This window comes from Amycolatopsis sp. NPDC051758, from assembly GCF_044453095.1.
Lineage (GTDB): Bacteria > Actinomycetota > Actinomycetes > Mycobacteriales > Pseudonocardiaceae > Amycolatopsis.
On sequence record NZ_JBITCJ010000005.1, the window covers coordinates 445,781 to 468,123 of the forward strand.

18 protein-coding genes and 1 pseudogene are annotated in these 22,343 nt (G+C 70.1%); 12 read left to right on the forward strand and 7 right to left on the reverse strand.

Annotation, left to right across the window (positions count from 1 at the left end; translation table 11 throughout):
- Positions 1-17: 17 nt before the first annotated feature.
- Positions 18-1,247 carry a DUF222 domain-containing protein gene (locus ACIA5G_RS25595; RefSeq protein WP_395927384.1) on the forward strand — a complete coding sequence of 410 codons (1,230 nt, stop codon included), beginning with the start codon at positions 18-20 and terminating at the stop codon, positions 1,245-1,247.
- A gap of 135 nt (positions 1,248-1,382) precedes the next feature.
- On the opposite strand, the pseudogene ACIA5G_RS25600 reads toward ACIA5G_RS25595, so the two are convergent.
- From ACIA5G_RS25600 to ACIA5G_RS25630, 7 genes and pseudogenes are all read right to left on the reverse strand, one after another.
- Positions 1,383-2,252 (reverse strand): annotated as a pseudogene (locus ACIA5G_RS25600) (UDP-N-acetylglucosamine--N-acetylmuramyl-(pentapeptide) pyrophosphoryl-undecaprenol N-acetylglucosamine transferase); the annotation flags it as partial.
- A complete protein-coding gene (gene vanX, locus ACIA5G_RS25605; protein WP_395927386.1) occupies positions 2,215-2,832 on the reverse strand; it encodes a D-Ala-D-Ala dipeptidase VanX in 618 nt (205 codons plus the stop codon). The pseudogene ACIA5G_RS25600 and the gene vanX, both read right to left, overlap by 38 nt.
- A complete protein-coding gene (vanA, locus tag ACIA5G_RS25610) occupies positions 2,829-3,860 on the reverse strand; it encodes a D-alanine--(R)-lactate ligase (RefSeq protein ID WP_395927388.1) in 1,032 nt (343 codons plus the stop codon). Before vanA ends, vanX begins: the two co-directional genes overlap by 4 nt.
- Entirely contained in the window at positions 3,857-4,894 is a 1,038-nt protein-coding gene (locus ACIA5G_RS25615; protein WP_395927390.1) for a D-isomer specific 2-hydroxyacid dehydrogenase family protein, read from the reverse strand. Before ACIA5G_RS25615 ends, vanA begins: the two co-directional genes overlap by 4 nt.
- A gap of 87 nt (positions 4,895-4,981) precedes the next feature.
- The gene (locus ACIA5G_RS25620) at positions 4,982-5,476 is read right to left on the reverse strand and encodes a polyketide cyclase (RefSeq protein WP_395927392.1); all 495 of its coding nucleotides are present in this window, start codon (positions 5,474-5,476) and stop codon (positions 4,982-4,984) included.
- Positions 5,477-5,560: 84 nt separating this feature from the next.
- A complete protein-coding gene (locus ACIA5G_RS25625; protein WP_395927394.1) occupies positions 5,561-6,427 on the reverse strand; it encodes a hypothetical protein in 867 nt (288 codons plus the stop codon).
- A 62-nt stretch (positions 6,428-6,489) separates the two neighbouring features.
- Complete coding sequence (locus ACIA5G_RS25630) at positions 6,490-7,116, reverse strand: HD domain-containing protein (RefSeq protein ID WP_395927396.1); 627 nt, start codon at positions 7,114-7,116, stop codon at positions 6,490-6,492.
- A 71-nt stretch (positions 7,117-7,187) separates the two neighbouring features.
- On the opposite strand from ACIA5G_RS25630, the gene ACIA5G_RS25635 reads away from it, so the two are divergent.
- The 11 genes from ACIA5G_RS25635 to ACIA5G_RS25685 all read left to right on the forward strand — a co-directional run bounded on the left by ACIA5G_RS25635 (position 7,188) and on the right by ACIA5G_RS25685 (position 22,331).
- On the forward strand, positions 7,188-8,141 hold the full coding sequence (locus ACIA5G_RS25635) for a GlxA family transcriptional regulator (RefSeq protein ID WP_395927398.1): 954 nt from the start codon (positions 7,188-7,190) through the stop codon (positions 8,139-8,141).
- A gap of 40 nt (positions 8,142-8,181) precedes the next feature.
- The gene (locus ACIA5G_RS25640) at positions 8,182-9,354 is read left to right on the forward strand and encodes an ROK family protein (RefSeq protein ID WP_395928006.1); all 1,173 of its coding nucleotides are present in this window, start codon (positions 8,182-8,184) and stop codon (positions 9,352-9,354) included.
- Between the two features lie 229 nt (positions 9,355-9,583).
- The gene (locus ACIA5G_RS25645; protein WP_395927400.1) at positions 9,584-10,756 is read left to right on the forward strand and encodes an ROK family protein; all 1,173 of its coding nucleotides are present in this window, start codon (positions 9,584-9,586) and stop codon (positions 10,754-10,756) included.
- Positions 10,753-12,255, forward strand: a complete 1,503-nt coding sequence (locus ACIA5G_RS25650; protein ID WP_395927402.1) for a sugar ABC transporter ATP-binding protein — start codon at positions 10,753-10,755, stop codon at positions 12,253-12,255. Before ACIA5G_RS25645 ends, ACIA5G_RS25650 begins: the two co-directional genes overlap by 4 nt.
- A complete protein-coding gene (locus ACIA5G_RS25655; protein WP_395927404.1) occupies positions 12,252-13,262 on the forward strand; it encodes an ABC transporter permease in 1,011 nt (336 codons plus the stop codon). Before ACIA5G_RS25650 ends, ACIA5G_RS25655 begins: the two co-directional genes overlap by 4 nt.
- 21 nt (positions 13,263-13,283) lie before the next feature.
- On the forward strand, positions 13,284-14,339 hold the full coding sequence (locus ACIA5G_RS25660; RefSeq protein ID WP_395927406.1) for a substrate-binding domain-containing protein: 1,056 nt from the start codon (positions 13,284-13,286) through the stop codon (positions 14,337-14,339).
- Positions 14,340-14,370: 31 nt separating this feature from the next.
- Complete coding sequence (locus tag ACIA5G_RS25665) at positions 14,371-15,513, forward strand: Gfo/Idh/MocA family protein (protein ID WP_395927408.1); 1,143 nt, start codon at positions 14,371-14,373, stop codon at positions 15,511-15,513.
- Entirely contained in the window at positions 15,510-16,514 is a 1,005-nt protein-coding gene (locus ACIA5G_RS25670) for a sugar phosphate isomerase/epimerase family protein (RefSeq protein WP_395927410.1), read from the forward strand. Before ACIA5G_RS25665 ends, ACIA5G_RS25670 begins: the two co-directional genes overlap by 4 nt.
- Before the next feature lie 9 nt (positions 16,515-16,523).
- The gene (locus ACIA5G_RS25675) at positions 16,524-17,378 is read left to right on the forward strand and encodes a TIM barrel protein (RefSeq protein WP_395927412.1); all 855 of its coding nucleotides are present in this window, start codon (positions 16,524-16,526) and stop codon (positions 17,376-17,378) included.
- A 19-nt stretch (positions 17,379-17,397) separates the two neighbouring features.
- Positions 17,398-18,375 (forward strand): multicopper oxidase domain-containing protein, encoded by a 978-nt coding sequence (locus tag ACIA5G_RS25680; protein WP_395927414.1) that lies wholly within the window; start codon positions 17,398-17,400, stop codon positions 18,373-18,375.
- 11 nt (positions 18,376-18,386) lie between these two features.
- The gene (locus ACIA5G_RS25685) at positions 18,387-22,331 is read left to right on the forward strand and encodes a ThuA domain-containing protein (protein WP_395927416.1); all 3,945 of its coding nucleotides are present in this window, start codon (positions 18,387-18,389) and stop codon (positions 22,329-22,331) included.
- Positions 22,332-22,343: the final 12 nt, after the last annotated feature.

Genomic DNA, 22,343 nt, shown 5'->3' on the forward strand with positions numbered 1-22,343 from the left:
ATCGGTAATCTTGGTGTGTGGACAGCGAAACGGTGTGGCAAGCAGATGCGGTGGCCTTGGCCGACCGTGTCTCCGCGCTGCTCACTGTCGTGCGGTCTGCCGAGGCCGAGATCGGTTCGCTGCTGGTGGAAATCGAGTCTCGCGGGGTTATGGAGTTGTTCGGGTATCGGTCTGTTGCGCGATTGTTCGAGCACCTGGCTGACGTTCCCAAGGCGGCCGCCGAACGCGTGGTGAAACGGGCGCGGGCGGTCAATCCCGGGCGCGCTCTCGATGGCAGTCCCGTGCCCGCTGTTGCTCCCGCCACCGGCGTCGCCGCCCTGGATGGCCGGTTGAGCACCCCGATGGTCGACACCATTGTCGAAGTCCTGACCCAGATTCCACCCGAACACCGCGACAACGCCGAACACGATCTGCTGTCCTTCGCCGCCGAGGCTGGGCACAAGCAGGTCGCCGCCTTGGGGGCACGGATCGTGGCGCACCTCGATCCCGACGGTGCCGAGCCGGTTGAGACCGAACCGTCTGTGCCCACCCGAGAGCTTTCCCTGCGCCGGAAGAGATCCGGGGTGTGGGAGCTCAACGGTCGCTTCGACGACGAGACCGGCACCCGCGCCAGCGCCCTCCTCGATGCGCTCGCCCAACGCCGCACCGCCGACGACGGTCCCGACTTCCGCTCCCCGCAGGAACGCTACGGCGACGCCTTCTCCGACGCCATCGACCTGGCCTTGAACACCCCGGACCTGCCGACGCAGGCCGGTGAACGAGCCCACGTCATGGTCGCGATCTCACTGGAGGACTTGAAGTCTGGCGTCGGCCGGGCCACTCTCGGCGACACCGGCCGCATCTCGGCGGCCGAGGCCCGGATCCACGCCTGCGACTGCAAACTCCTCCCCGCGGTGTTAGGCAACAAGAGCGAACTGCTTGATCTCGGCCGCTCACGCCGCTCGGTCCCGACCAGCCTTCGCCGCGCCCTCTATCTACGCGACCGCGGCCGTGCCTTCCCCGGCTGCCACCGCCCACCCCGGCACTGTCAGGGTCACCACATTCGCCACTGGGCTGATGGCGGCCCCACCGACCTGGGCAATCTGGTCCTGATGTGCGCCCATCACCACCGGCTGCTGCATCGCTCCGGCTGGGAAGTCCGCATCGCCGCTGACGGCCTACCGGAGTTCCTGCCGCCGGTGTTTCTGGACAAGCGCCGAAAACCTCGGCGCAACAACCTTCACCAACCCTTGCCGTTCGCGGCGTGAACAACCGAACACGGGAAAGGCCCGCAGCCAACCGGCTACGGGCCTACACCCACGTCGCGAGCCGTTGAGCCGGTTGAAACACCGTTCGACCACATGCGTAATTTCCAGGGGGCAGCGGCTTGAGTGCCACAGGACACGTCGCTCGGCGATTGTGGTGAGCACGTGCCGGGCCAAGACGATGTCAGCGTCGGCCGCGGACGAGTGGGCCGACATCGCCGCGAGGCACGTGGGATCCGTGAGCAGCGGGATCAGCTTGGTCTCGACCCAGGCCGGGTCGAGGGCGGCGTCGTCGACGAGCAAAGCGCCGCTGGCTGCGACGACCGGTTCGGCGCACGTCATTGCGCCCGAGCGGCAAAGCGCGGCCCGGTGATGTGCAGCACCTGGACGCCGGCCGCTCGCAGTGCCGGGGCCGCGCCGGACACTGCGGTGTTGATCGTCCGGGCGCCGCTGTGAACCGCCGGTGACCATCAGCACCCGGCCGTCGGGGTGCAGGCCGAACCGCTGCCGGGCGGTGTTGCGCAGCGCGTGGCGGTCGAGTCCGGTGATCGCTGTGCGTCGTCAGCCGGGCCGCGAGCCGGTTGGCCATGCCGAAACGGGCGTTCGCCTTATGGACGAGGATCGGCAGGCCGCGCCGGCGGGCGGCGAGGTGGGCGGGCCCGGCCGTGTAACCGCCGAAGCCCACCACGACCTCGGCTCGCACGCGGTCGAGCACCGCCCCGGCCGCCGGCACCGACTCGCGCAGCCGGCCGGGTGGCCGCAACAGGGCCCGGTTCAGCTCACGTGGCAGGGGCACCGGCGGGATGAGCTCGAGAGGGTAACCGCGGGCGGGACGAGCGTGGTGTCCAGGCGGAGGGCGTTGATCTCCGCCGTCGGCACCACCCGGCGCAGTGCGTCGGCGAAGTTCATCGTGGGCTCGATGTGCCCGGCCGAATGGCCGCCGGCGACCACTATGCGCGGCGTTCGTGGGTCAGGCCCTTCCGACGATGGGAAAGTCGAAGTAGTCATCCGGGTGCGGCTCGTCCTTCAGCGTGTAGTGCCACCATTCGAAGTTGTACGCGCGGAAGCCGCAGTCCTCCATGACGGAACGAAGGTGCTGCCGGTTCCTCGCTTCGACCGGGGTGATCCCCGGGGCGCCGTGGTGGGAGATCGGATCCATCAGGTCGTGGTCGCCGCCCATCGGGGCGAGCTCGCCGGTGGCCAGGTGGTAGAGCGTCAGATCTACGGTGCTGCCCCGGCTGTGGCCCGATCTGGTGGCCACGTAACCCCTTGCGAACATGTCGGCCTTGGTGATGTTCGGGTAGTGCCGCGGCTTCGTCCGGCCGTCCTCTGGCTGCGCCGACCAGCGCAGGAAGCAGTCCACGGCGCGCTGTGGGCGATAACCGTCCCAGATCAGCAGGCCGAAGCCCAGGGAAGCGGCCTTCTCCTGCGCGTTCTCCAGGGCCGCGCACAACGCCCTCGTGCCGACGATGCGGTTCACGACGTAACCGTCCACGGGCTTGCCGGTGAAGTTGTCCCAGGTGGCGTACTTGGCGTCCCAGCGTATGCCGGGGGCGAACTCGTCCAGGAAGACGAAGTCGTCCTTCATCGGGCCTTCTCCGGCACGGCCAGCGCCACGATCCGGTCGATCACCTCGGCGAGCGGCAGCCCGGCGGCGGCCATCATCGCCGGGTACCGGCTGTAGGAGGTCAGGCCGGGCAATGTGTTGACCTCGTTGAGGACCACGGTGCCGTCGTCCTTCAGGAACATGTCCACACGGGACAGTCCCCGGCAGCCCAGGGCGCGGTAGATGGCCTTCGCCGTTTCCTGGACGAGCTCGCGGGTCTCCGCCGAAACGCGGGCGGGCACCGTGATCGTCGAGTTTTCGGAGCCGCTTTCCGGCTCGCTCTCCTGGTGGATCCGGAAAAAGCCGTGGGACAGCGAAATCTGGTCCAGCTCGCCGGCGATCAGGTCCTGGTTGGTGCCCAGGATGGCGCAGCCGACCTCGCTGCCGGCGACGGCCTCCTCGATCAGCACCTTCGAGTCGTACTGCCTCGCGGTCGCCACCGCGCTCGGCAGTTCTTCCGCGCGGGACACCTTGCTGACGCCGAACGACGACCCCGACCGGGCAGGCTTGACGAAGACGGGGTAGGTGAATTGGCCGGGATCAGGATCTTCGTTCGCTGTGAGAGTCCAGAAGTTCGGCGTGGTGATGCCTGCGCTGCCGGCGACGACGTAAGTCAGGGACTTGTCCATGCACAGTGCGGAACTGGAGATGTCGCAGCCTGCGTAGGGAATGCCGGAGAGCTCGAGCAACCCCTGCATCGCGCCGTCCTCGCCGAGCTTGCCGTGCAGGACGGGGAGCACGACGTCCAGGCTGATCGTTTTGTAGCCGCCCTCTTCCAGGACCAGCAGCCCGTGGACGCTCCGGTCCGGGGACAGCACGGTCGGTCGGCAGTTGCCGCTTTCCCAGTCGTCGTCCGGGTTGTCACACAGCTTCCAGTCGCCGGACTTCGTGATCCCGATCCAGAACGGTTCGTACTTCTCGGGGTCGAGGTGCTTCGCGACCTCCTGGGCGGACTTGACGGACACGGGGTGTTCTTCGGAGGTGCCGCCGAAGATGAGGCCGATCTTCATATCCAGTGCTGCTTTCCGCTCGCGAATTTCCGGCAGTTGACGATGGAGTTTTCGACGGTGTCGCTCAGGGCGCGGTCCGTGTGGTAGGCGGTGTGCGGGCTGATGAGCACGTTCGGCAGCGCTTGCAGCCGCAGCAACTGTTTGTTTTCAAGCGGTTTGTCCCGGTGGTCGGCGTAGAATATTCCTTCTTCCCCTTCGACGACGTCCAGCGCCGCGCCACCCAGGCTGCCGCTTTCCAGCGCCGAAATGAGCGCCTCGGTGTCCAGCAGGGAGCCGCGCCCGGTGTTGACGATGAACGCGCCGGGCTTCATCCGCGTGATGCGCCGGCGGTCGAGGAGGTGGTGCGTGTCCGCGGTGAGTGGCGTGTGGAGCGTCACGATGTCGCTCTGTCCCAGCAGTTCGTCGAGCGGGACGTAGTCCACAAAGGGCTTGGGGCGGTTGTCGTGGGCCAGGATGCGGCAGCCGAAACCGCGCAGCCGGTCCATGACCGCGGAGCCGATGCGTCCGGTGCCGACCACTCCGACGGTCAGATCGCGCAGTTCCTTCCCGCGGACCGCGTTCAACCGGTAGTCGTGGACGTCGGCGCGCCTGATGACGGACTTGGCGTGGCGCACCGCCATCAGGATCAGCATCAGGGTGTAGTCGGCGACGCCGTCGGGCGAATAAGCGACGTTTTCGACCGAGATGCCGACGCTTTCCGCGTACGTCACATCGATGTGGTCGTACCCGATGCTCCTGGTGGAGATGTACACGACGCCCGCTCGGCTGAGCGCAAGGAGAGTGGAGTTCGTGATGGGGTTCTTGTGACCGACGCTGAGGCAGCGGTTTCCGGCTGCCAGCGCGATGGTGGCTTCGGACACCGGTGCCTCGGTGAGGGTCGGCACCACGCCGAACCGCGGCGCCGTCTCCCGGAACAGGGCGGCTTCGTCCGGCGTGCAGCCGTACACCGTGATTCCCGTGGCCGGGTCCGCCGGACCGGACCAGGGTGCTCGGGTCCGGCGGACCGCGGTCCGTGCCGGTTCGCTGGGGGGCATGCCGCCAGTCAAGGCGGTGCGGTGTTGCCGGTGCGTATGCGGATTCGGATATGCCGACGATATGTTACTGGCGGGTAATGAGTGGGCTCAGGCGTGCTGCGGGGACGGTGCCGCGGCGAGCTCGGCCAGGTGCCGCAGCGAATTCGGGAGGTGCTCGGGGCCGAACGGCGGGAACTGAATGCCGCGGTCGCGGACGAACTGCGGCACCGCCGACCAGTCGTAGGTGTGCTTGACCTCGGTCTCGGCCGGACCGCGCGGCGTGAGGTCGTACCGCCAGGTCCAGCCGCCGAACTCCAGCTCGCCGTTGTCCTTGCGGTACCCGGTGAGCCAACAGATGGCCCGCGGCGCGTCGAGCACCTGCACCTTGTTGACCACCTGGTAGTCGCCGTCCGGGTGAGCACCGTGGTGCATGTCCATCCGGAAGAGCTGCCCGACCTCGGCCAGCGGCGCCCGGTCGGCGGCTTCCTGGACCCAGCCGGTCCCGTCGATCGCGGCGTGCGTCGCCGGGTCGGCCAGCACCGCGAAAACCCTGGTGACGGGCGCCGCGACGATCAGGGTGGCGCTCACGTTCTCCTCGGCCATGGTGTGCACTCCTCGTCATCCGGGGGCCTTGCACTGACTCGACGAACGCGCCGGCGCCATTCCGACAGGGCGCTCGAAAGATTCTCAGTCGCGCCGGGCGGGCAGCCAGTCGGCGCGGACCGGATGGCGCCGCAGGGCGACGAAGACCGACTTCTCCTCCGCGGGACGGGCCGGGTCGAAGAGGACTTCCGCGCCGCCGGGGCCGATCGTCAGCTTCGTCTCCCGGCTGCGGCGGGTCGCCCAGCGCCGGACGCCTGCCGCATCCGGGTAGGTCACCGTCACCGTGGAGGCGACCACTCGGGTACCCGACTCGTCACCCCCGAGGTGGAGCTTGACGTCGACGACGTCGGCCGGGATCCGGTAGCCCTGCGTCAGCAGCCGCTCGAGGGTCCGGGCCAGCTCGGCGTTCCGGCGGGTGGCCGCCACCGCGTACGCCAGCGCCAGGAGGGTCAGCCCGAGCAGCAGTGCGGGGCCCCACCAGTCGGCGTAGTAGAACGTCCACGCCCAGAAGCCCCACGGCTCGTCGTGGTGGAACACCGGGTCGACCGCCGTTCCGACGGCGAGGGGCGGGAGCCAGTCGCGGGCCGAAACCCCCGTGCCGACCGTGCTTCCCGCGAGCGCCAGGACGGCGGGGAACGCCGGTCCGGACGAGCGGCCCTGGTAGCGGCGCACCGCGGCGCCGGCGAGGGTGGCCGCGAGGATGCAGCCGAAGACGCCGAAGGTGCCCCCGACAACGATGTACGGCGGCTCCCCGTCACCGCGGTCGTCGAAGACGCTGTCGACCGCCATGGTCCGGAACTGCTCCAGGAACCCGCCGAACCCCAGGCCGGCCAGGCCGCCCAAAAGGACCGTCGCGACCGAGGCCACCACCGCGCCCGCGAGCAGCCACGGGTGCCCGCGCCACCGTTCGAGGCGCTCGTGCCGGGCCCGGGCCGGATCCACTGTGTTCACCACGTCCACCTCCGTTCGGTAGCACCCAGCCTGCGGGCGGCCGGGCGCTACCGAACCCGGGTTCAGCCCTCCCAGGGTGAGCCGGCGCGTTCCAGCTCGGTGACGCCGGCCGCCCGGCGTTCGCGCAGGAGCTCACCCGCGATCGAATACCGCGGTGCGGCCGCTTCGGCGCGGGCGGCGTGCTCGACGATGGCGTCGACCAGGGTGCTGACCATCGAGAGCCGCGGGTAGGCGGCGTGGATGTCCTCGTGGGAGCCGGCGACGACGTGGGCGTTGCGGCCGAAGTCGATTCCCACGCCTTCGCGGGTCAGGTAGGCCAGCAGCCCGCGGCGTTCGGCGATGCCGGGTGAGGTGTGCAGCGCGATCGCCTCCCAGACCCGGTCGACGTCGGCTGCTGCGACGCCGTGGCCGGTCAGCAGTTCGGCGGCGAGGTCGGCGCCTTCGACCTCGAAGCGCGTGCGGCCCGGGGCCAGCGTGCCGACGCCGAGGTCGTGCAGGACCGTGGCGGCGAAGAGGAGTTCGGCGTTGTAGGCGGGGTCGTCCAGGCAGCCCTCGTGCTCGGCGAGCTGCCGGGCGAACAGGAAGCTCCGGATGCTGTGGTGGGCCACGGACGGGCTCTCCGTGCTGTGCACCGTGGAGAGGATCTTGTCGGCCAGCGGCCCGGTCGGCAGCGCGAGGATGTCGGTCACGGCACCGACGCTAGGAGCGTAGAACCGCGAGCGACAGTGGCCCGTAGGACGGTCACCGCTAGGATCGTGCCATGAAGCGGCGCAACGTCACGGTGCTGGCCCTCCCGGGGGTGATCGGCCTGGACGTCGCGATCCCGGTGCAGGTCTTCGGCTCGGACCCGCACTACGAGCTGACGGTGTGTGCGCAGCAGGGCTCGGTGCCGGTGACCGGCGGCGGCTTGACCGTCACCGCGGACGCCGGGCTCGAAGCGCTCGAGGGTGCCGGCACGGTGATCGTCCCGGGCTACGACGACGTCGGCACACCACTGGCCTCCGAAGTCGTGGATGCGTTGCGGGCCGCGCACTCCCGGGGCGCGCGCATGGTTTCGATCTGCACGGGAGCGTTCGCGCTCGCCGCCGCCGGCCTGCTCGACGGGCGGCCCGCGACCACGCACTGGCAGCACACCGCCGAGCTGAGCGCCCGGTACCCCCGCGTGCGCGTGCTGCCCAACTGCCTGTATGTCGACGACGGGGACATCCTCACTTCGGCCGGCGTGACCGCGGGAGTCGACCTGTGCCTGCACCTCATCCGCGGGGACGAAGGGGCCGCGGCGGCCAACTCCTGCGCCCGCGCCCTCGTCGCCCCGCCGAGACGCGCCGGCGGCCAGGCGCAGTACATCGAGCGGCTGCGCCCGGAAGCGACCGGCGACCTGCTCGGCCCGCTGCGGGAGTGGATGCTCGGCAACCTCACGCATCAGCTCGACGTCGACACGCTCGCCGGCCGCGTCCACCTTTCGCGGCGCACCTTCCTGCGGCGGTTCCGCGAGGAGACCGGGACCTCGCCGATGGCCTGGCTGACCAGCGCGCGTCTCGACCGGGCGCGGGAACTGCTGGAGACCACCACCGTCCCGGTGGAACACCTCGGCCGGCACACCGGGCTGGGCAGCACCGCCACCGTGCGGGCCGCGTTCCACCGGCACCTCGGCACCTCACCGCGGGAGTACCGGGCGCTGTTCCGCCACCGCGGCGAAACCGCGGGCCCGTAGGCTCACGCGAATGAGCGCGGTATCCACCCCGGAGCAGTCGATGGTCGAAACCCGGCACCAGACCCGGTTGCTCACGCTGCTGCGGGACGAGGGCCCGATGTCGCGGGTCGAGCTGGGCGAGCGGCTGGAGCTGCCGCGGGCCCGGGTCGGCGCCGAGGTGTCGCGGCTCGACGAGGTCGGCCTGGTCGAGACGGCGGGGCCGTCGGCCAGCCGCGGCGGGCGCCGGTCGACGCTGGTCCGGCTTGCGGGTGACCTGCGGGTGCTCGCGGTGGACGTCGGCGCGACGTCGGTCGGTGTGGCGGTGACCGACGCCTCCTGCGAGGTGCTCACGCACACCGTCGAAGACTGCGACGTCCGGCAGGGGCCGCACCCGGTCCTGCGCCGGGTCGCCGAACTCGCGGCGAAGGTCCGGGACGAGGCGCCCGGCAAGCTGGTCGCCGCGGGCATCGGGCTGCCGGGGCCGGTCAGCTTCGCCGAGGGTATGGCGGTCGCCCCGCCGATCATGCCGGGCTGGGACCGGTTCAACGTGCGGGACCACCTCGGCGGGCTGTGGGGCTGCCCGGTGGCGGTGGACAACGACGTCAACGCGATGGCGCTGGGGGAGCGGCACGCCGGGGTCGCGCGCTCGACCGACGACCTGATGTTCGTCAAGATCGGCACCGGGATCGGCTGCGGGATCGTGCTCGGCGGCAAGGTCTACCGCGGGGTCGCCGGCACGGCGGGCGACATCGGGCACATCCGGCTCGACGACTACGGCCCGACCTGCGCCTGCGGGGAGGTCGGCTGCCTGGAGGCCTACTTCGGCGGGGCCGCGCTGGCCCGTGACGGGCTGGCGCTGGCGCGCAGCGGCCGCTCGGCCCACCTCGCCGAGGTGGCCGCCGAACGCGGCATCGTCACCGCCCGTGACGTGGGCCGGGCCGCCGCGGCGGGTGACTTCGGCGCCGTCAACCTCATCCGGGACGGCGGGCGCCGGCTCGGCCAGGTGGTTGCGTCGCTGGTCTCGTTCATCAACCCGGGGATGGTGGTGATCGGCGGCGGGGTGGCTCAGCTCGGCCATCAGCTGCTCGCCGAGCTGCGCAGCGCGGTGTACCGGCGCTCGCTGCCGCTGGCCACCGGGAACCTCCCGATCGTGCTGTCCGAGCTCGGTGACACGGCGGGTGTGATCGGCGCCGCCTGGTCCGCGACCGACCGGGCCTTCACGCTCAGCAGCTGAGCGGGTCTCCGTCGTAACGCTCGATCCGAGCAGACTTTCGCACTTTGAATTCGAAAGTCTGCTCGGATCCGTGCGTCTATCCGGGTGAAACCGGGCCTTAACACCTCTCCATCACCTTGACGGGTGATCGGTGTCACCCTACTTTCGCTTTCTGCGTGACAAAGTCTGTTCCGCGCGCATCACCCGTGGGGGCATCGTGGCCGTGACCGGTACCAGGCGAGCCGATCCGGTGAGCCCGCGTACGGCGAACCTGGCCGCGGTCCTGCGAGCACTGCGCGCGGGTCCCCTCTCGCGCACGCAGCTGGCTGCCCGCTGCGGGGTCGCGAAGTCGGCGGTCCCCGGCCTGCTCGCCGAGCTCGCGGACCGGGGCCTCGTCCGGCCCGCCGGTGTCCTCCCCGGCAACGGCCGGCCGAGCCGGCTGGTCGAACTGGACGGCGAAGACGCGTACGCGCTGGCCCTGGGCATCGAAGCCGACCGGCTGTCGGCGGTGGTGACCGACCTGTCCGGCCGCGTGCTCGCCGAGCACGCGGAGACCGTCGACGTCGCCGCGGCCGGGCTCCAGCGCGGCATGGACGAACTCGCCCACCTCGCGCACCGGGTGCTGCCCGGCCCGCCGGTCGGCGTCGCGATCTCGGTGCCGGGCCTGGTCGATTCGGCCGCCGCGGTGCTGCGGTTCGCCCCGGCCCTGCGCTGGCGCGATGCGGAGATCGCCGGCCTGATGGCGGCCCGGCTGAACCTCCCCGTCGACGCGGTCGCCGTCGACAACGAAGCCAACCTCGGCGCAGTGGCGGAAACGGTGGCCGGGGCCGGGGCCGGGGTGAGTGAACTCTTCTACCTCAGCGGCGGCACGGCGGTCGGCGGCGGGCTCGTGTCCGGCGGCGCGGTCCTGCGCGGCGCGCGCGGTTTTGCGGGCGAGGTCGGGCACATCGCCGTCGACCCGTCCGGGGAACGGTGCACCTGCGGCCGGACGGGGTGCTTGGAGACGAAGGCGAACCTGGCCGCGGTCGCGCGGGCGGCCGCGGCGCCCGGCGATCCGCTGCAGGATCCCGCTCTCGGTGTGGAAGGCCGGGTCGCGCTGCTCAAGGAACGCCTGCGGCGCGGCGACCAGCGAGCGGCCACGGCGGTGCACGAACTCGGCGTCGCGCTCGGCATCGCCCTGTGCTCGGTGGTCGACGTGCTCGACCCGGACGTCGTGGTGCTCGGCGGGTACTTCGCGGAGCTCGGCGACTGGCTGGTGGAACCGGTCCGCGTCGAACTCGCCGCCCGCCCGCTCGGGCACGCCCGGGTGGTGCCGTCCGAACTCGGCCTCGAAGCCCCGCTGCGCGGCGCCGCGCACGTCGCCGCCGAACGGCTCTTCGCCGACCCGACCCTCGCCCCCGGCACCGAGGAGGCCTCGGTATGACCCTGCTTTCCGTACGCGGGATCGTGAAGTCCTTCCCCGGTGTGCGCGCGCTCGACGGCGTCGACCTCGACGTCGAACCCGGCGAGGTGCACTGCCTGCTCGGGCAGAACGGCGCGGGGAAGTCGACGCTGATCAAGGTTCTCTCCGGCGCGCACCGGCCGGACGCGGGTGAGATCACCTGGCAGGGTGAGCCCGTCTCGCTCGGTTCGCCGGTCGACGCGCTGCGGCTCGGCATCGCCACCATGTACCAGGAGCTCGACCTGGTGCCCGGGCTTTCGGTGGCGGACAACATCTTCCTCGGCCACGAGCGCGCCCGCCTCGGGTTCACGCGGATCTCGCAGGCGCGGGACGAGGCGGCCCGGCTGATGGCCCGGCTGGGCCACGCGAACATCCGGCCGTCGGACGAGGTGGGCAAGCTGTCCGCGGCCGGCCAGCAGCTGGTGTCGATGGCCCGCGCGCTGGCCCACGACGCCCGGCTGCTCGTGATGGACGAGCCCACCGCCGCGCTGGCCGGCGAAGAGGTCGACAACCTCTTCCGCATCGTCGGGGAGCTGACCGCGGACGGCGTCTCGGTCGTCTACATCTCGCACCGGCTCGAAGAACTGCGCCGGATCGGGCACCGGGTGACCGTGCTCAAGGACGGCCGGACCGTCGGCACCGGGCTGCCCGCCCGCACCACGCCGACCGCGGACCTGGTCGCGCTGATGGCCGGGCGCAAGGTCGAGACGGTGTTCGGGCCGCGCCACGACGGGCACGCGGACCGCACCAAGCCCGTGCTCGAGGTGGACCACCTCTCCCGGGCCGGGGAGTTCGAGGACGTCGGCTTCACCGTCCACGCCGGCGAGGTCGTCGGCATCGCCGGGCTGGTCGGGTCCGGCCGCAGCGAGCTGCTGGAGACGATCTTCGGCGCCCGCCGGGCGGACAGCGGAACCGTGACGATGCAAGGGAAACCGCTGAGGCCCGGCAGTGTGCTCGCCGCCGTCAAGGCCGGGATCGGCCTGGCGCCCGAGGAGCGCAAGAGCCAGGGGCTCCTGCTGGACCTGCCGGTGGTGCACAACGTGACGCTGGCCAGCCTCGGCCGCTACGCGAAGTTCGGGTTCACCGAGCGCGCCAAGGAGCTGGACGACGCCGGCGCGAGCCTGCGACGCCTCGACCTGCGGCCCGCCGATCCGCGGCGGATCGTGCGCACGCTGTCCGGCGGCAACCAGCAGAAGGCGGTGCTGGCGCGCTGGCTGGTCCGCGGCTGCCGGGTGCTGCTGCTCGACGAGCCGACCCGCGGGGTCGACGTCGGCGCCCGCGCCGAGCTTTACCAGCTGATCGACGAACTGGCCGCCAGTGGTGTGGCGATCGTGCTGGTGTCCAGTGAAATCCCCGAAGTGCTCGGGCTGTCCGACCGGGTGCTGGTGCTGCGCGAGGGCCGCGTCCTCGCCGACCGGCCGTCGGCCGGGCTCACCGAAGCCGGGGTGCTCGACGTGATTCTCGAGGGGAGCGCGGCATGACCGACACCGAAGCACCACCTGGGCAGGCGCCGAGAGCGGTGTCCGAGCCGGGCCGGCGGCGGTTCGCCTTCCGCGCCGACCCGCGGCTGCTCGGCCTGGCCGGCGTGCTCGTCGTGCTGTGCCTGGTCGGCCAGCTCACCCGGCCCGAGCTGTTCTTCACCGAAAGCAACATCTCCACGATCCTGCGGCTGGCCGCGGCGATCGGCGTGGTCAGCGTCGGGATGACGTTCGTGATCATCAGCGGCGGCATCGACCTGTCCGTCGGCTCGATCGTCGCGCTGTCGAGCGTCTGGCTGACGACCCTGGCCACGCAGTCCTACGGGCCGTGGGTGATGGTCCTCTGTGGACTTGCGGTCGGGCTCGGCTGCGGGCTGGTCAACGGTGTGCTCGTCTCCTACGGCAAGGTCGTGCCGTTCATCGCGACACTCGCGATGTACGTCTCGGCCCGCGGGCTCGCCGAGCGGCTCAGCGGCCGCCGCACCCAGGTCGTCGCCGACCAGGACTTCCTGACCTTCTTCCGCGGCGACCTGCTCGGCATCCCGGTGCTGATCTGGCTGTTCGCGCTGGTGTTCGCGGTCGGCTGGGTGGTGCTCAACCGCACCACCTTCGGCCGCCGGACCTACGCGGTCGGCGGCAACATCGAGGCGTCGCGGCTGGCCGGGATCAACGTCAAGCGCCACCTCGCGCTCGTTTACGGCGTCGCCGGGCTGTGCTGCGGGATCGCCGCGCTGATGGTCGTCGCGCGGACGACGGCGGGCGCGTCGACCAACGGCATGTTCTACGAGCTCGACGCGATCGCGGCGGTGGTCATCGGCGGCACGCTGCTCACCGGTGGCCGCGGTTCCCTGATCGGCACCCTCATCGGTGTGCTGATCTTCACGGTGCTGTCCAACCTCTTCACGCTCAACAACCTGGACACCGACATCCAGAACATCGCCAAAGGCGTGATCATCGTGCTCGCCGTGCTCTTGCAGTTCCGGGCCAGGAAAGCCAGGACCGGGTCGTAGTAGTCACCTCTGGAGGTCGTCATGACCGAACACCCCTTCCTCGGCCGCCGGGGATTCCTGCTGGGCGGTGCCGCGGTCGGCGCCGGCGCGCTGCTGGCCGGCTGCACGTCGAACACGCCCGCGAACTCGGAGTCCAACGCGCCGGTCGCCAACGCGGGCAACAACGCCCAGCCGGGAAAGCCGATCACGATCGGCTTCTCCGCGCCGGCCGCCGACCACGGCTGGATCGCGGCGATCACCAAGAACGCCAAGGCGCAGGCACAGAAGTTCAGCGAGGTGAAGTTCAACGCGACCGAGGGCACCAACGACGTCAACCAGCAGATCTCCCAGGTGGAGACGCTGATCAACGCGAAGGTCGACGTCCTGGTGATCCTGCCCTTCGACGGCAAGGCACTCACCTCGGTCGGGCAGCAGGCGATGGACGCGGGGATCCCGGTGATCAACCTGGACCGCGTCTTCGACACCCCGCTCGCGTATAGAACCTGGATCGGCGGCGACAACTACCGGATGGGTGTCAACGCGGGCAACTACATCGCCGCGGAGCTCAAGAAGAAGAACGCCGCGAACCCGATCATCGGCGAGGTCGCCGGGATCGACTCGCTGCCGCTGACCCAGGAACGCAGCAAGGGCTTCGCGGACGCGCTCGGGCGGGCCGGGTTCAAGGTCGGTCCGCGCGTCTCGGCGCAGTTCACGTCGGAGTCGGGTGAGCAGCAGACGGCGAACCTGCTCCAGGGCGCGCCCAAGCTGGACGCCCTGTGGAACCACGACGACGACCAGGGCATCGGCGTCAACGCCGCGATCGACACCGCGGGCCGCAAGGAGTTCATCATGGTCGGCGGGGCCGGCTCGAAGAACATGATGAACCTGATCAAGGCCGACGCGTCGCCGATCAAGGCGACCGTGCTCTACAGCCCGTCGATGGCTTCGACGGCGGTCGCGCTGGCCCGCCTGCTCGGGCAGGGCAAGGGGATCGGCGACCTCGCCGAGCACGACATCCCGGCCGAGATCACCACGTACTCCGCGGTGGTCACCAAGGAGAACGTCGACCAGTACCTCGACGTCGGCTTCGACTCCTGACCGGACTGTTCAGGGAAACCAAAGGAGGGGTATGAGCCCGGCACGGGAAACCATCGGGATCGGGATGGTGGGCCACGCGTTCATGGGTGCGGTGCATTCGCACGCCTGGCGCAGCGTCCACCGGTTCTTCGATCCGCCGCTGGTGCCGAGACTCGCCGTCCTCGCCGGCCGCGACGAGACCCGGGCGAAGGCCGCGGCGGAGCGGTTCGGCTGGGAAGCCGTCGAGACGGACTGGCGGAAGCTGATCGCCCGCGACGACGTCGGCCTGGTCGACATCTGCACGCCGGGTGACAGCCACGCCGAGATCGCGATCGCCGCGCTGGAGGCCGGGAAGCACGTGCTGTGCGAGAAACCCCTGGCCAACTCGGTCGCCGAGGCCGAAGCGATGGCCGAGGCGGCGCGGAAGGCCCGTGACCGCGGGGTGCGGGCCATGGTCGCCTTCAACTACCGCCGGGTGCCCGCGCTCGCGCACGCCAGGAAACTGGTCGCGAGCGGGGCACTCGGGGAGATCCGGCACGTGCGGTCGGTCTACCTGCAGGACTGGCTGTCCGATCCGGAGGCGCCGATGACCTGGCGCCTGCGCAAGGAGTCCGCCGGCTCGGGCGCGCTGGGGGACCTCGGCGCGCACATCGTCGACGCCGCGCAGTTCGTCACCGGTGACGTGATCACCGGCGTCTCGGCGCTGACGAACACGTTCGTGAAGCAGCGGCCGGCCGAGAATGGCGGGACGGACGACGTGACGGTCGACGACACCGCGTTGTTCCTGGCCCGGCTGTCCGGGGGAGCCGTGGCGAGCTTCGAGGCGACCCGGTTCGCGCTGGGCCGCAAGAACGCGATGCGGCTGGAGGTCAACGGCTCGAAGGCGAGCCTGGCGTTCGACTTCGAGTCGATGAACGAACTGCAGTGGTACGAGGGCGGCGGCACCGAGGCCGGCTTCCGGCGCATCCTCGTCACCGAACCGGAGCATCCGTACGTCGGGGTGTGGTGGCCGCCGGGGCACCTCCTCGGTTACGAGCACACGTTCACCAACGAGGTCGCCGACCTCCTGGAAGCCATCGGCGCGGGCACCGATCCCGAGCCGAGCTTCGAGGACGGCCTGCGTGTCCAGCGCGTGCTGCACGCTGTGGAGGAAAGCGCTTCCGCGAAGGCCGTGTGGACCGAGGTGTCCCGATGAGCCGTCCGGTCACCCTGTTCACCGGCCAGTGGGCGGACCTGCCGTTCACCGAAGTCTGCAAGCTCGCCGCGGACTGGGGGTACGACGGCCTCGAGATCGCCTGCTCCGGTGACCACTTCGAGGTCGACCGCGCACTGTCCGAAGAGGACTACGTGCCGGGACGGCTGGCGCTGCTCGCCGAACACGGGCTCAAGGTGTGGGCGATCTCGAACCACCTCGTCGGGCAGGCCATCTGCGACGACCCGATCGACCACCGGCACCGCGCGATCCTCCCGTCGCGCATCTGGGGTGACGGCGAGCCCGAGGGTGTCCGGCAGCGGGCGGCCGCGGAAATGGCCGACACCGCGAGGGCGGCGGCGAAGCTCGGGGTGGACACGGTGATCGGGTTCACCGGGTCGAAGATCTGGAAGTACGTCGCCATGTTTCCGCCGGTCACGGCCGATGACATCGATGACGGTTACGCGGACTTCGCGCGTCGCTGGCACCCGATCCTCGACGTCTTCGACGAGGTCGGCGTCCGGTTCGCGCACGAGGTGCACCCGTCGGAGATCGCCTACGACTACTGGACGACCAAGCGGACCCTCGAGGCCGTGGACCACCGGCCCGCGTTCGGGCTGAACTGGGACCCGTCGCACTTCGTGTGGCAGGACCTCGACCCGGTGGGGTTCATCCTCGACTTCGCCGACCGGATCTACCACGTCGACTGCAAAGACACGAAGAAGCGCTTCGACGGCCGCAACGGCCGGCTCGGTTCGCACCTGGCCTGGGCGAACCCGCGGCGGGGCTGGGACTTCGTGTCCGTCGGCCACGGCGACGTCCCCTGGGAGGACTGCTTCCGGGCGCTGAACTCGATCGGGTACACCGGGCCGGTTTCGGTGGAGTGGGAGGACGCCGGGATGGACCGCCTCCGCGGCGCGGCGGAGGCGGTGAAGTACCTGCGCGAGCACCTGTTCGACCAGCCGTCGGCGGCTTTCGACGCGGCTTTCAGCAACCAGAAATGAGGGAGTTCCATGTGCGGTGACCTGCCAGAACAGCACTCCCGGCGGACATTCCTGAACGTGGCGACGGCGGCGCTCACGGTGGGCGCGGCGGCGATCGTGCTGCCCGGCACCGCGGACGCTTCCCCGGCTCGCCGGCGCGTTCCGCTCGACAAGATCAGCATCCAGCTCTACTCGCTGCGTTCGCTGCTGCAGAACGACCCCGAAGGCACGCTCTCCGCGCTGGCCGACATCGGCTACCGCAAGGTCGAGCTGGCCGGCACCTACGGTCGCAGTGCCGCCGAATTCCGCGCCATCCTCGACCGCAACCACATCAAGGCCTCCTCGACGCACGTGGGCATCGACGGCGACCTGAACCAGACGATCGCCGACGCGAAGATCCTCGGCAACCGCTCCGTCGTAGTGCCGTACGCGAACTTCGGCACCATCGCCGAGTGGGAGGCTTTCGCGGGCCGCATGAACACGGCCGCGGTCGCCTTCAAGAGGGCCGGGCTCGCGCTCGGTTACCACAACCACGACCACGAGTTCGCCCCGATCGGCGGGGTGGTCCCGTACGACGTCCTCACCAAGAAGACGGACAAGCGGCTCGTGCACCTGGAAATCGATCTGTTCTGGGCGGTGAACGGCGGGGCCGACCCCGTCGAGCTGTTCCGGCGCAACTACCCGCGCGTCACGCAGTACCACGTGAAGGACCGGACCGCGGACGGGCAGATGGTCGACCCCGGCACGGGTGTCATCAACTTCCCGCGCATCTTCGCCGCTTCCTGCCACAACATCGGCGAGTACATCGTTGAGCACGACCAGCCGACCGACCCGTTGAACACCGCCAAGGTCGGTTTCGAGTACCTCCGCACCGTTCGGTTCTGAGACCCCGGGGGAAATCCACATGCGAGTGTCACGTCGGTCGATGCTGGCCGGAACCGCCGCGGGGGTGCTCGTCCCCGCCATCGGCGCCGCCGACACGGCGTCGGCGGCGGGTCTGACCCGCAAGATCACGATCTACGCGGAAGCGCTTCCCGGCGGCCTCTACGGCTACGGCCTGGAGCCCGGCAAAGCGACGATTCCGGGGCCGCTGCTGGAGATCTACGAGGCCGACACCCTCGAGATCGAACTGGTCAACCGGACCGACCAGCGGCTGTCGATCCACCCGCACGGCGTCATCTACGACACCGCGTCCGACGGCGCCCCGCTCAACGCGTCGTTCAACAAGCCGGGCGAGACCCGGACCTACACCTGGAAGACGCGGACCCGCTACGAAGCGAGCGGCGGGTTCTGGATGCCGGGCAGCGCCGGGTACTGGCACTACCACGACCACGCGATGGGCACCGACCACGGCACCGGCGGTCTCGCGCGCGGGCTCTACGGCGGGCTGATCGTGCGCAAGCGCGGCGATCTGCTGCCCAGCAGGCAGTACACCGTCGTGTTCAACGAAATGATGATCAACCACGAGATGGCGCCCGACACGCCCATGTTCGAAGCGCGGCTCGGCGAGCGCGTCGAGTGGGTCTGCATCGGGTACGGCAGCCTGCCGCACACGTTCCACCTGCACGGGCACCGCTGGGCCGACACCCGAACCGGGATGCTGAGCAGCGCCACGGACAACGCCCAGATCGTCGACAACAAGAACCTCGACCCCGGCAGTTCGTTCGGGTTCCAGGTGATGGCCGGGGAAGGCGCCGGGCCGGGGGTGTGGATGTACCACTGCCACGTCCAGACCCATTCCGACGGCGGGATGGTGGGCCTGTTCCTGGTCCGCAACCCCGACGGCAGCCTGCCCGACGGAGCACAGGAAGCGATCGACCGGTTCAAGGAGCACGGCCACGCCGGGCACGACATGAACCCCGACGGCCGGACACACGCATGAGGAGGGGAGCCATGAAGAGACGATGGTTCGGCCGGCGCGGGGCGCTGGTGCTCGCGATCGGGGCGGTCCTCGCAGCGGGGGCCCCGGTGATCACGATGCCGGTGGCCCAAGCGGCGCCGGCGGCGAACGTCGCGGTGAACGTGCTGGTCTTCCACGGCGCGGCAGCCGACCAGAAGGACCCGGTGCTCCGCGCGGCGGACGCGATCGCGCGGCTCGGCCAGGACAACGGCATCACGGTCACGGCGTCGTCCGACCCCGCCGTGTTCACCGCGGCGAACCTCGCCCGCTACCGCGGTGTGGTGTTCCTGTCCGCGCAGGGTGTGACGCTCGCGCGTGAGCAGGAAGCCGCGCTGCAGGCCTACATGAAGGCCGGCGGCGGGTTCCTCGGCATCTCCGACGCCGCCCGCGCGCAGGACTCGTCCCAGTGGTTCACCGGCTTGATCGGGGCCCGCCCGGTCGGCGCCCGGCCCACCCCCGAGGCTGTGGCGGCGGTGACCGCGAGCGCGGAGAACCCGCCGAACGAGACCAAGGAAAAGCTGGCCGACAACAACGAAAACACCAAGTGGCTGACGTTCGCGACCACCGGCTGGGCCGCCTACAAGCTGACCACCCCGGTCGCGGTCAGCAGCTATTCACTGGTGTCGGCGAACGACTTCCCCGGCCGCGACCCGAAGAGCTGGACCCTGCAGGGCTCCGCCGACGGGGCCACCTGGACCAACCTGGACACCCGCACGAACGAGACGTTCACCGACCGGTTCCAGACCCGGACCTTCACCTTCGCCAACACCACGGTCTACCCGAACTACCGGCTGAACATCACCGCGAACGCCGGTGAGCCGCTCATCCAGCTCGCCGACCTCAAGCTGTTCAAGGACACCTCGACGACCCCGCCGCCGCCCGAGCCCGCGCCGCAGCAGGCCGTCGTCGACGTGCTCGACAACCAGCACCCGGCCACCGCCGGGCTGCCGCAGAACTGGACACGCACCGACCGCTGGCTCAACTGGGAGTCCAACCCGGTCGGGACCGTCCACACGGTCGCGCAGGTCGAGGAGAAGGGTTACAACCCGGGGGTCGGCGCGAACGGCGCGTTCCACCCGATCTCGTGGTGCCGCGACTACGACGGCGGCCGGTCCTTCTACACCGGCATGGGCCGCACCGAAGCGTCGTACGGCGAAGACCAGTTCCGCAGTCACCTGCTCGGCGCGCTGCGCTGGACGACCGGCATGGTGCGCGGCGACTGCCAGGCCGGCATCGCCGCGAACTACAAGATCGAACGGCTGACGGGCAAGAACGCGGCCGGCCAGCTCGACCAGATCGGCGAGCCGCACGGGCTCACCATCGCCCCGGACGGCAAGATCTTCTACATCGGCAAGGCGGCCTGCCCGACCGGGCCGATCGTCAGCTGGGACGACCCGAACGTCGGCCTCGGCTGCGGCACGGTCCACCAGTGGGACCCCGTCACCAAGAAGGTCAAGCTGCTCACGACGTTGCGCGTGATGGGCAACCGGGGCAGCGGTGACGAGCTCGTCAAGAACGAAGAGGGCCTGCTCGGGCTGACGCTGGACCCGAAGTTCGCCGAGAACGGCTTCATGTACGCCTACTGGATGCCGCACGACTCGATCGACCGCGACAAGCGGATCGGCAAGCGCACGATCTCGCGGTTCACCTACAACGCCACCGCGCAGACGCTCGACCAGGCCACGCGCAAGGACCTGCTGTCCTGGGACGTGCAGATCCACAGCTGCTGCCACGCGGGTGGCGGCATGGCGTTCGACAAGGACGGGAACCTGTACGTCGGCTCCGGGGACAACAACTCCTCGGGCGGTTCGAACGGCTACTCGGGCAACAACTGGACGCTCGACTACAAGGGTCTTTCGTTCCAGGACGCGCGCCGCACGGCGGGCAATACGAACGACCTCGGCGGCAAGATCCTGCGCATCCACCCGGAGGCGAACGGGACGTACACCATCCCGCAGGGCAACCTCTTCCCGAACGGGCCGGCGGACAAGACACGCCCGGAGATCTACGTGATGGGCGTCCGCAACATCTCGCGGCTGCAGATCGACCCGGTGCACAACTGGATGACCGCGGGCTGGGTCGGCCCCGACGCGTCGTCGCCGAGCCCGGAACTCGGGCCGGCGAAGTACGAGACGGCGACGATCATCACCGAGGCGGGCAACCACGGCTGGCCCTACTGCATGGGCAACCGGCAGCCCTACCGCGACCGCAGCAGCACGAACGCCGCGGAGCTGACCGGCTGGTACGACTGCGACAACCCGGTCAACACCTCGCCGCGCAACACCGGCCTGGTGAACCTGCCGCCGATCAAGGACAACATGATCTGGTACTCGCCGGACGGCGGCGGCCCGGTCTTCCCGAAGCGGCCGGGCAGCTCGATCCCGACGTACAACGCCGCGGACGCCACCTACACCCAGCCGTACCTGCGGGGCGGCGGCCAGGCGGTCATGTCCGGGCCGACGTACCACCGTTCGCTGGTCAACCCGAACAGCGGCGTGGCGTGGCCGGCGTACTGGGACAACAAGTGGTTCATCGGCGACGAGTCGAACTCCCAGAACCGGGTCGCGGTGACCGTGGACCCGGCGGGCGTGCCGACGCACCAGCCGCCGGTGTTCGCCGAGACGTTCCGGCAGATCATCCCCGGCGGTGCGGGGGACAACCGGGTGCAGAGCTGGATGGACGCCAAGTTCGGGCCGGACGGCGCCCTGTACGTGCTCGACTACGGCAACGGCTTCTTCTCCTTGGACGCCAACCAGAAGCTGCTGAAGATCAGCTACACCGGCGGCGCGCCGACCCCGGCGCCCGCGGCGTCGTCGACGATGGTGCAGAACAAGGCGCTGACGGCGGCGTTCACCGGCTCGAAGTCCGGCGGGGTGTCCTACCGCTGGGAGTTCGGCGACGGCTCGGTGTCCACCCAGGCCGACCCGCGGCACACCTACCCGCGGACCGGGATCTTCACCGCCAAGCTGACCGTGACCTACGCGAACGGCGAGGCGGTGACCACCCGCACCGCGGTGAACGTCGGTTGTGTGGTGGCGGATCCCGGTCCGGTGGTGACCTTGGGTGACGCCATCACGAAGGTGCCCAACCGCAACGCCGGTGGTGGCTGCACGGTCGACGACTTCATCAACGACGAAGGCACGTGGAGCACGCACGCCGCGTTTGTCAACCACGTCGAGCAGGCCACCGAGACACTCGACGAACTCGGGGTGCTCAGCAGCGCCGAGGCGGCCGAGCTGAACGCGGCGGCGGCGGCGTCACCGATCGGGAACCCGGGGACCACCGGGTACGAGGCGCTCTTCGACGGCACGGCCGACTCGCTACGAGCCTGGGAACAGGCGCCGTCCGGGCAGTTCACGTTGCAACCCGACGGGTCGATCCGCTCGGCCGGCGGGCTGGGCATGCTCTGGTACGCCCAGCGGCAGTTCGGCGACTTCTCGGTGAAACTCCAGTTCAAGGACATCGCCCCGGATCCGAACCGGGCCAACAGCGGGGTCTTCGTCCGGTTCCCGGACCCGCGGACCCCGCTGGACCAGCGGCCTCCGGGCAGCTGCGGCACGGTCGGCTCGGCCCGGACGTCGCAGGCGTGGGTCGCGATCTACTGCGGTCACGAGATCCAGATCTACGACGGTGACACCGGTGAACCGCAGAAGACCGGGTCGGTCTACAACTTCGACCCGCGCCCGCTCGACCAGGCGGGGGCGCGGCCGAAGGGGACATGGAACGAGTACGAGATCAAGGTGGTCGGGCAGCACTACACGATGACCCGCAACGGCGTGGTGATCAACGAGTTCGACAACACGCCGGGTCAGCAGTCGTCCCGGGCCGGTGATCCGCCGACCGATCTGCGGCAGTTCGTCAGCGGGTTCATCGGGCTGCAGAACCACAGTGACAACGACCTGACCGAGTTCCGCAACATCCGGGTGCGGCAGCTGTAGCGCGACGGGGGC

What these genes read in the sequence shown, in the direction of transcription:
- ACIA5G_RS25635 (WP_395927398.1), top strand. Translation starts at nt 7,188, where the DNA reads ATGAAGCGGCGCAACGTCACGGTGCTGGCCCTCCCGGGGGTGATCGGC.
- ACIA5G_RS25640 (WP_395928006.1), top strand. Translation starts at nt 8,182, where the DNA reads ATGGTCGAAACCCGGCACCAGACCCGGTTGCTCACGCTGCTGCGGGAC.
- ACIA5G_RS25660 (WP_395927406.1), top strand. Translation starts at nt 13,284, where the DNA reads ATGACCGAACACCCCTTCCTCGGCCGCCGGGGATTCCTGCTGGGCGGT.
- ACIA5G_RS25615 (WP_395927390.1), bottom strand. Translation starts at nt 4,894, where the DNA reads ATGCCCCCCAGCGAACCGGCACGGACCGCGGTCCGCCGGACCCGAGCA.
- ACIA5G_RS25680 (WP_395927414.1), top strand. Translation starts at nt 17,398, where the DNA reads ATGCGAGTGTCACGTCGGTCGATGCTGGCCGGAACCGCCGCGGGGGTG.
- ACIA5G_RS25650 (WP_395927402.1), top strand. Translation starts at nt 10,753, where the DNA reads ATGACCCTGCTTTCCGTACGCGGGATCGTGAAGTCCTTCCCCGGTGTG.
- ACIA5G_RS25670 (WP_395927410.1), top strand. Translation starts at nt 15,510, where the DNA reads ATGAGCCGTCCGGTCACCCTGTTCACCGGCCAGTGGGCGGACCTGCCG.
- ACIA5G_RS25620 (WP_395927392.1), bottom strand. Translation starts at nt 5,476, where the DNA reads ATGGCCGAGGAGAACGTGAGCGCCACCCTGATCGTCGCGGCGCCCGTC.
- ACIA5G_RS25665 (WP_395927408.1), top strand. Translation starts at nt 14,371, where the DNA reads ATGAGCCCGGCACGGGAAACCATCGGGATCGGGATGGTGGGCCACGCG.
- ACIA5G_RS25675 (WP_395927412.1), top strand. Translation starts at nt 16,524, where the DNA reads ATGTGCGGTGACCTGCCAGAACAGCACTCCCGGCGGACATTCCTGAAC.
- ACIA5G_RS25685 (WP_395927416.1), top strand. Translation starts at nt 18,387, where the DNA reads ATGAAGAGACGATGGTTCGGCCGGCGCGGGGCGCTGGTGCTCGCGATC.
- ACIA5G_RS25655 (WP_395927404.1), top strand. Translation starts at nt 12,252, where the DNA reads ATGACCGACACCGAAGCACCACCTGGGCAGGCGCCGAGAGCGGTGTCC.
- vanX (WP_395927386.1), bottom strand. Translation starts at nt 2,832, where the DNA reads ATGAAGGACGACTTCGTCTTCCTGGACGAGTTCGCCCCCGGCATACGC.
- vanA (WP_395927388.1), bottom strand. Translation starts at nt 3,860, where the DNA reads ATGAAGATCGGCCTCATCTTCGGCGGCACCTCCGAAGAACACCCCGTG.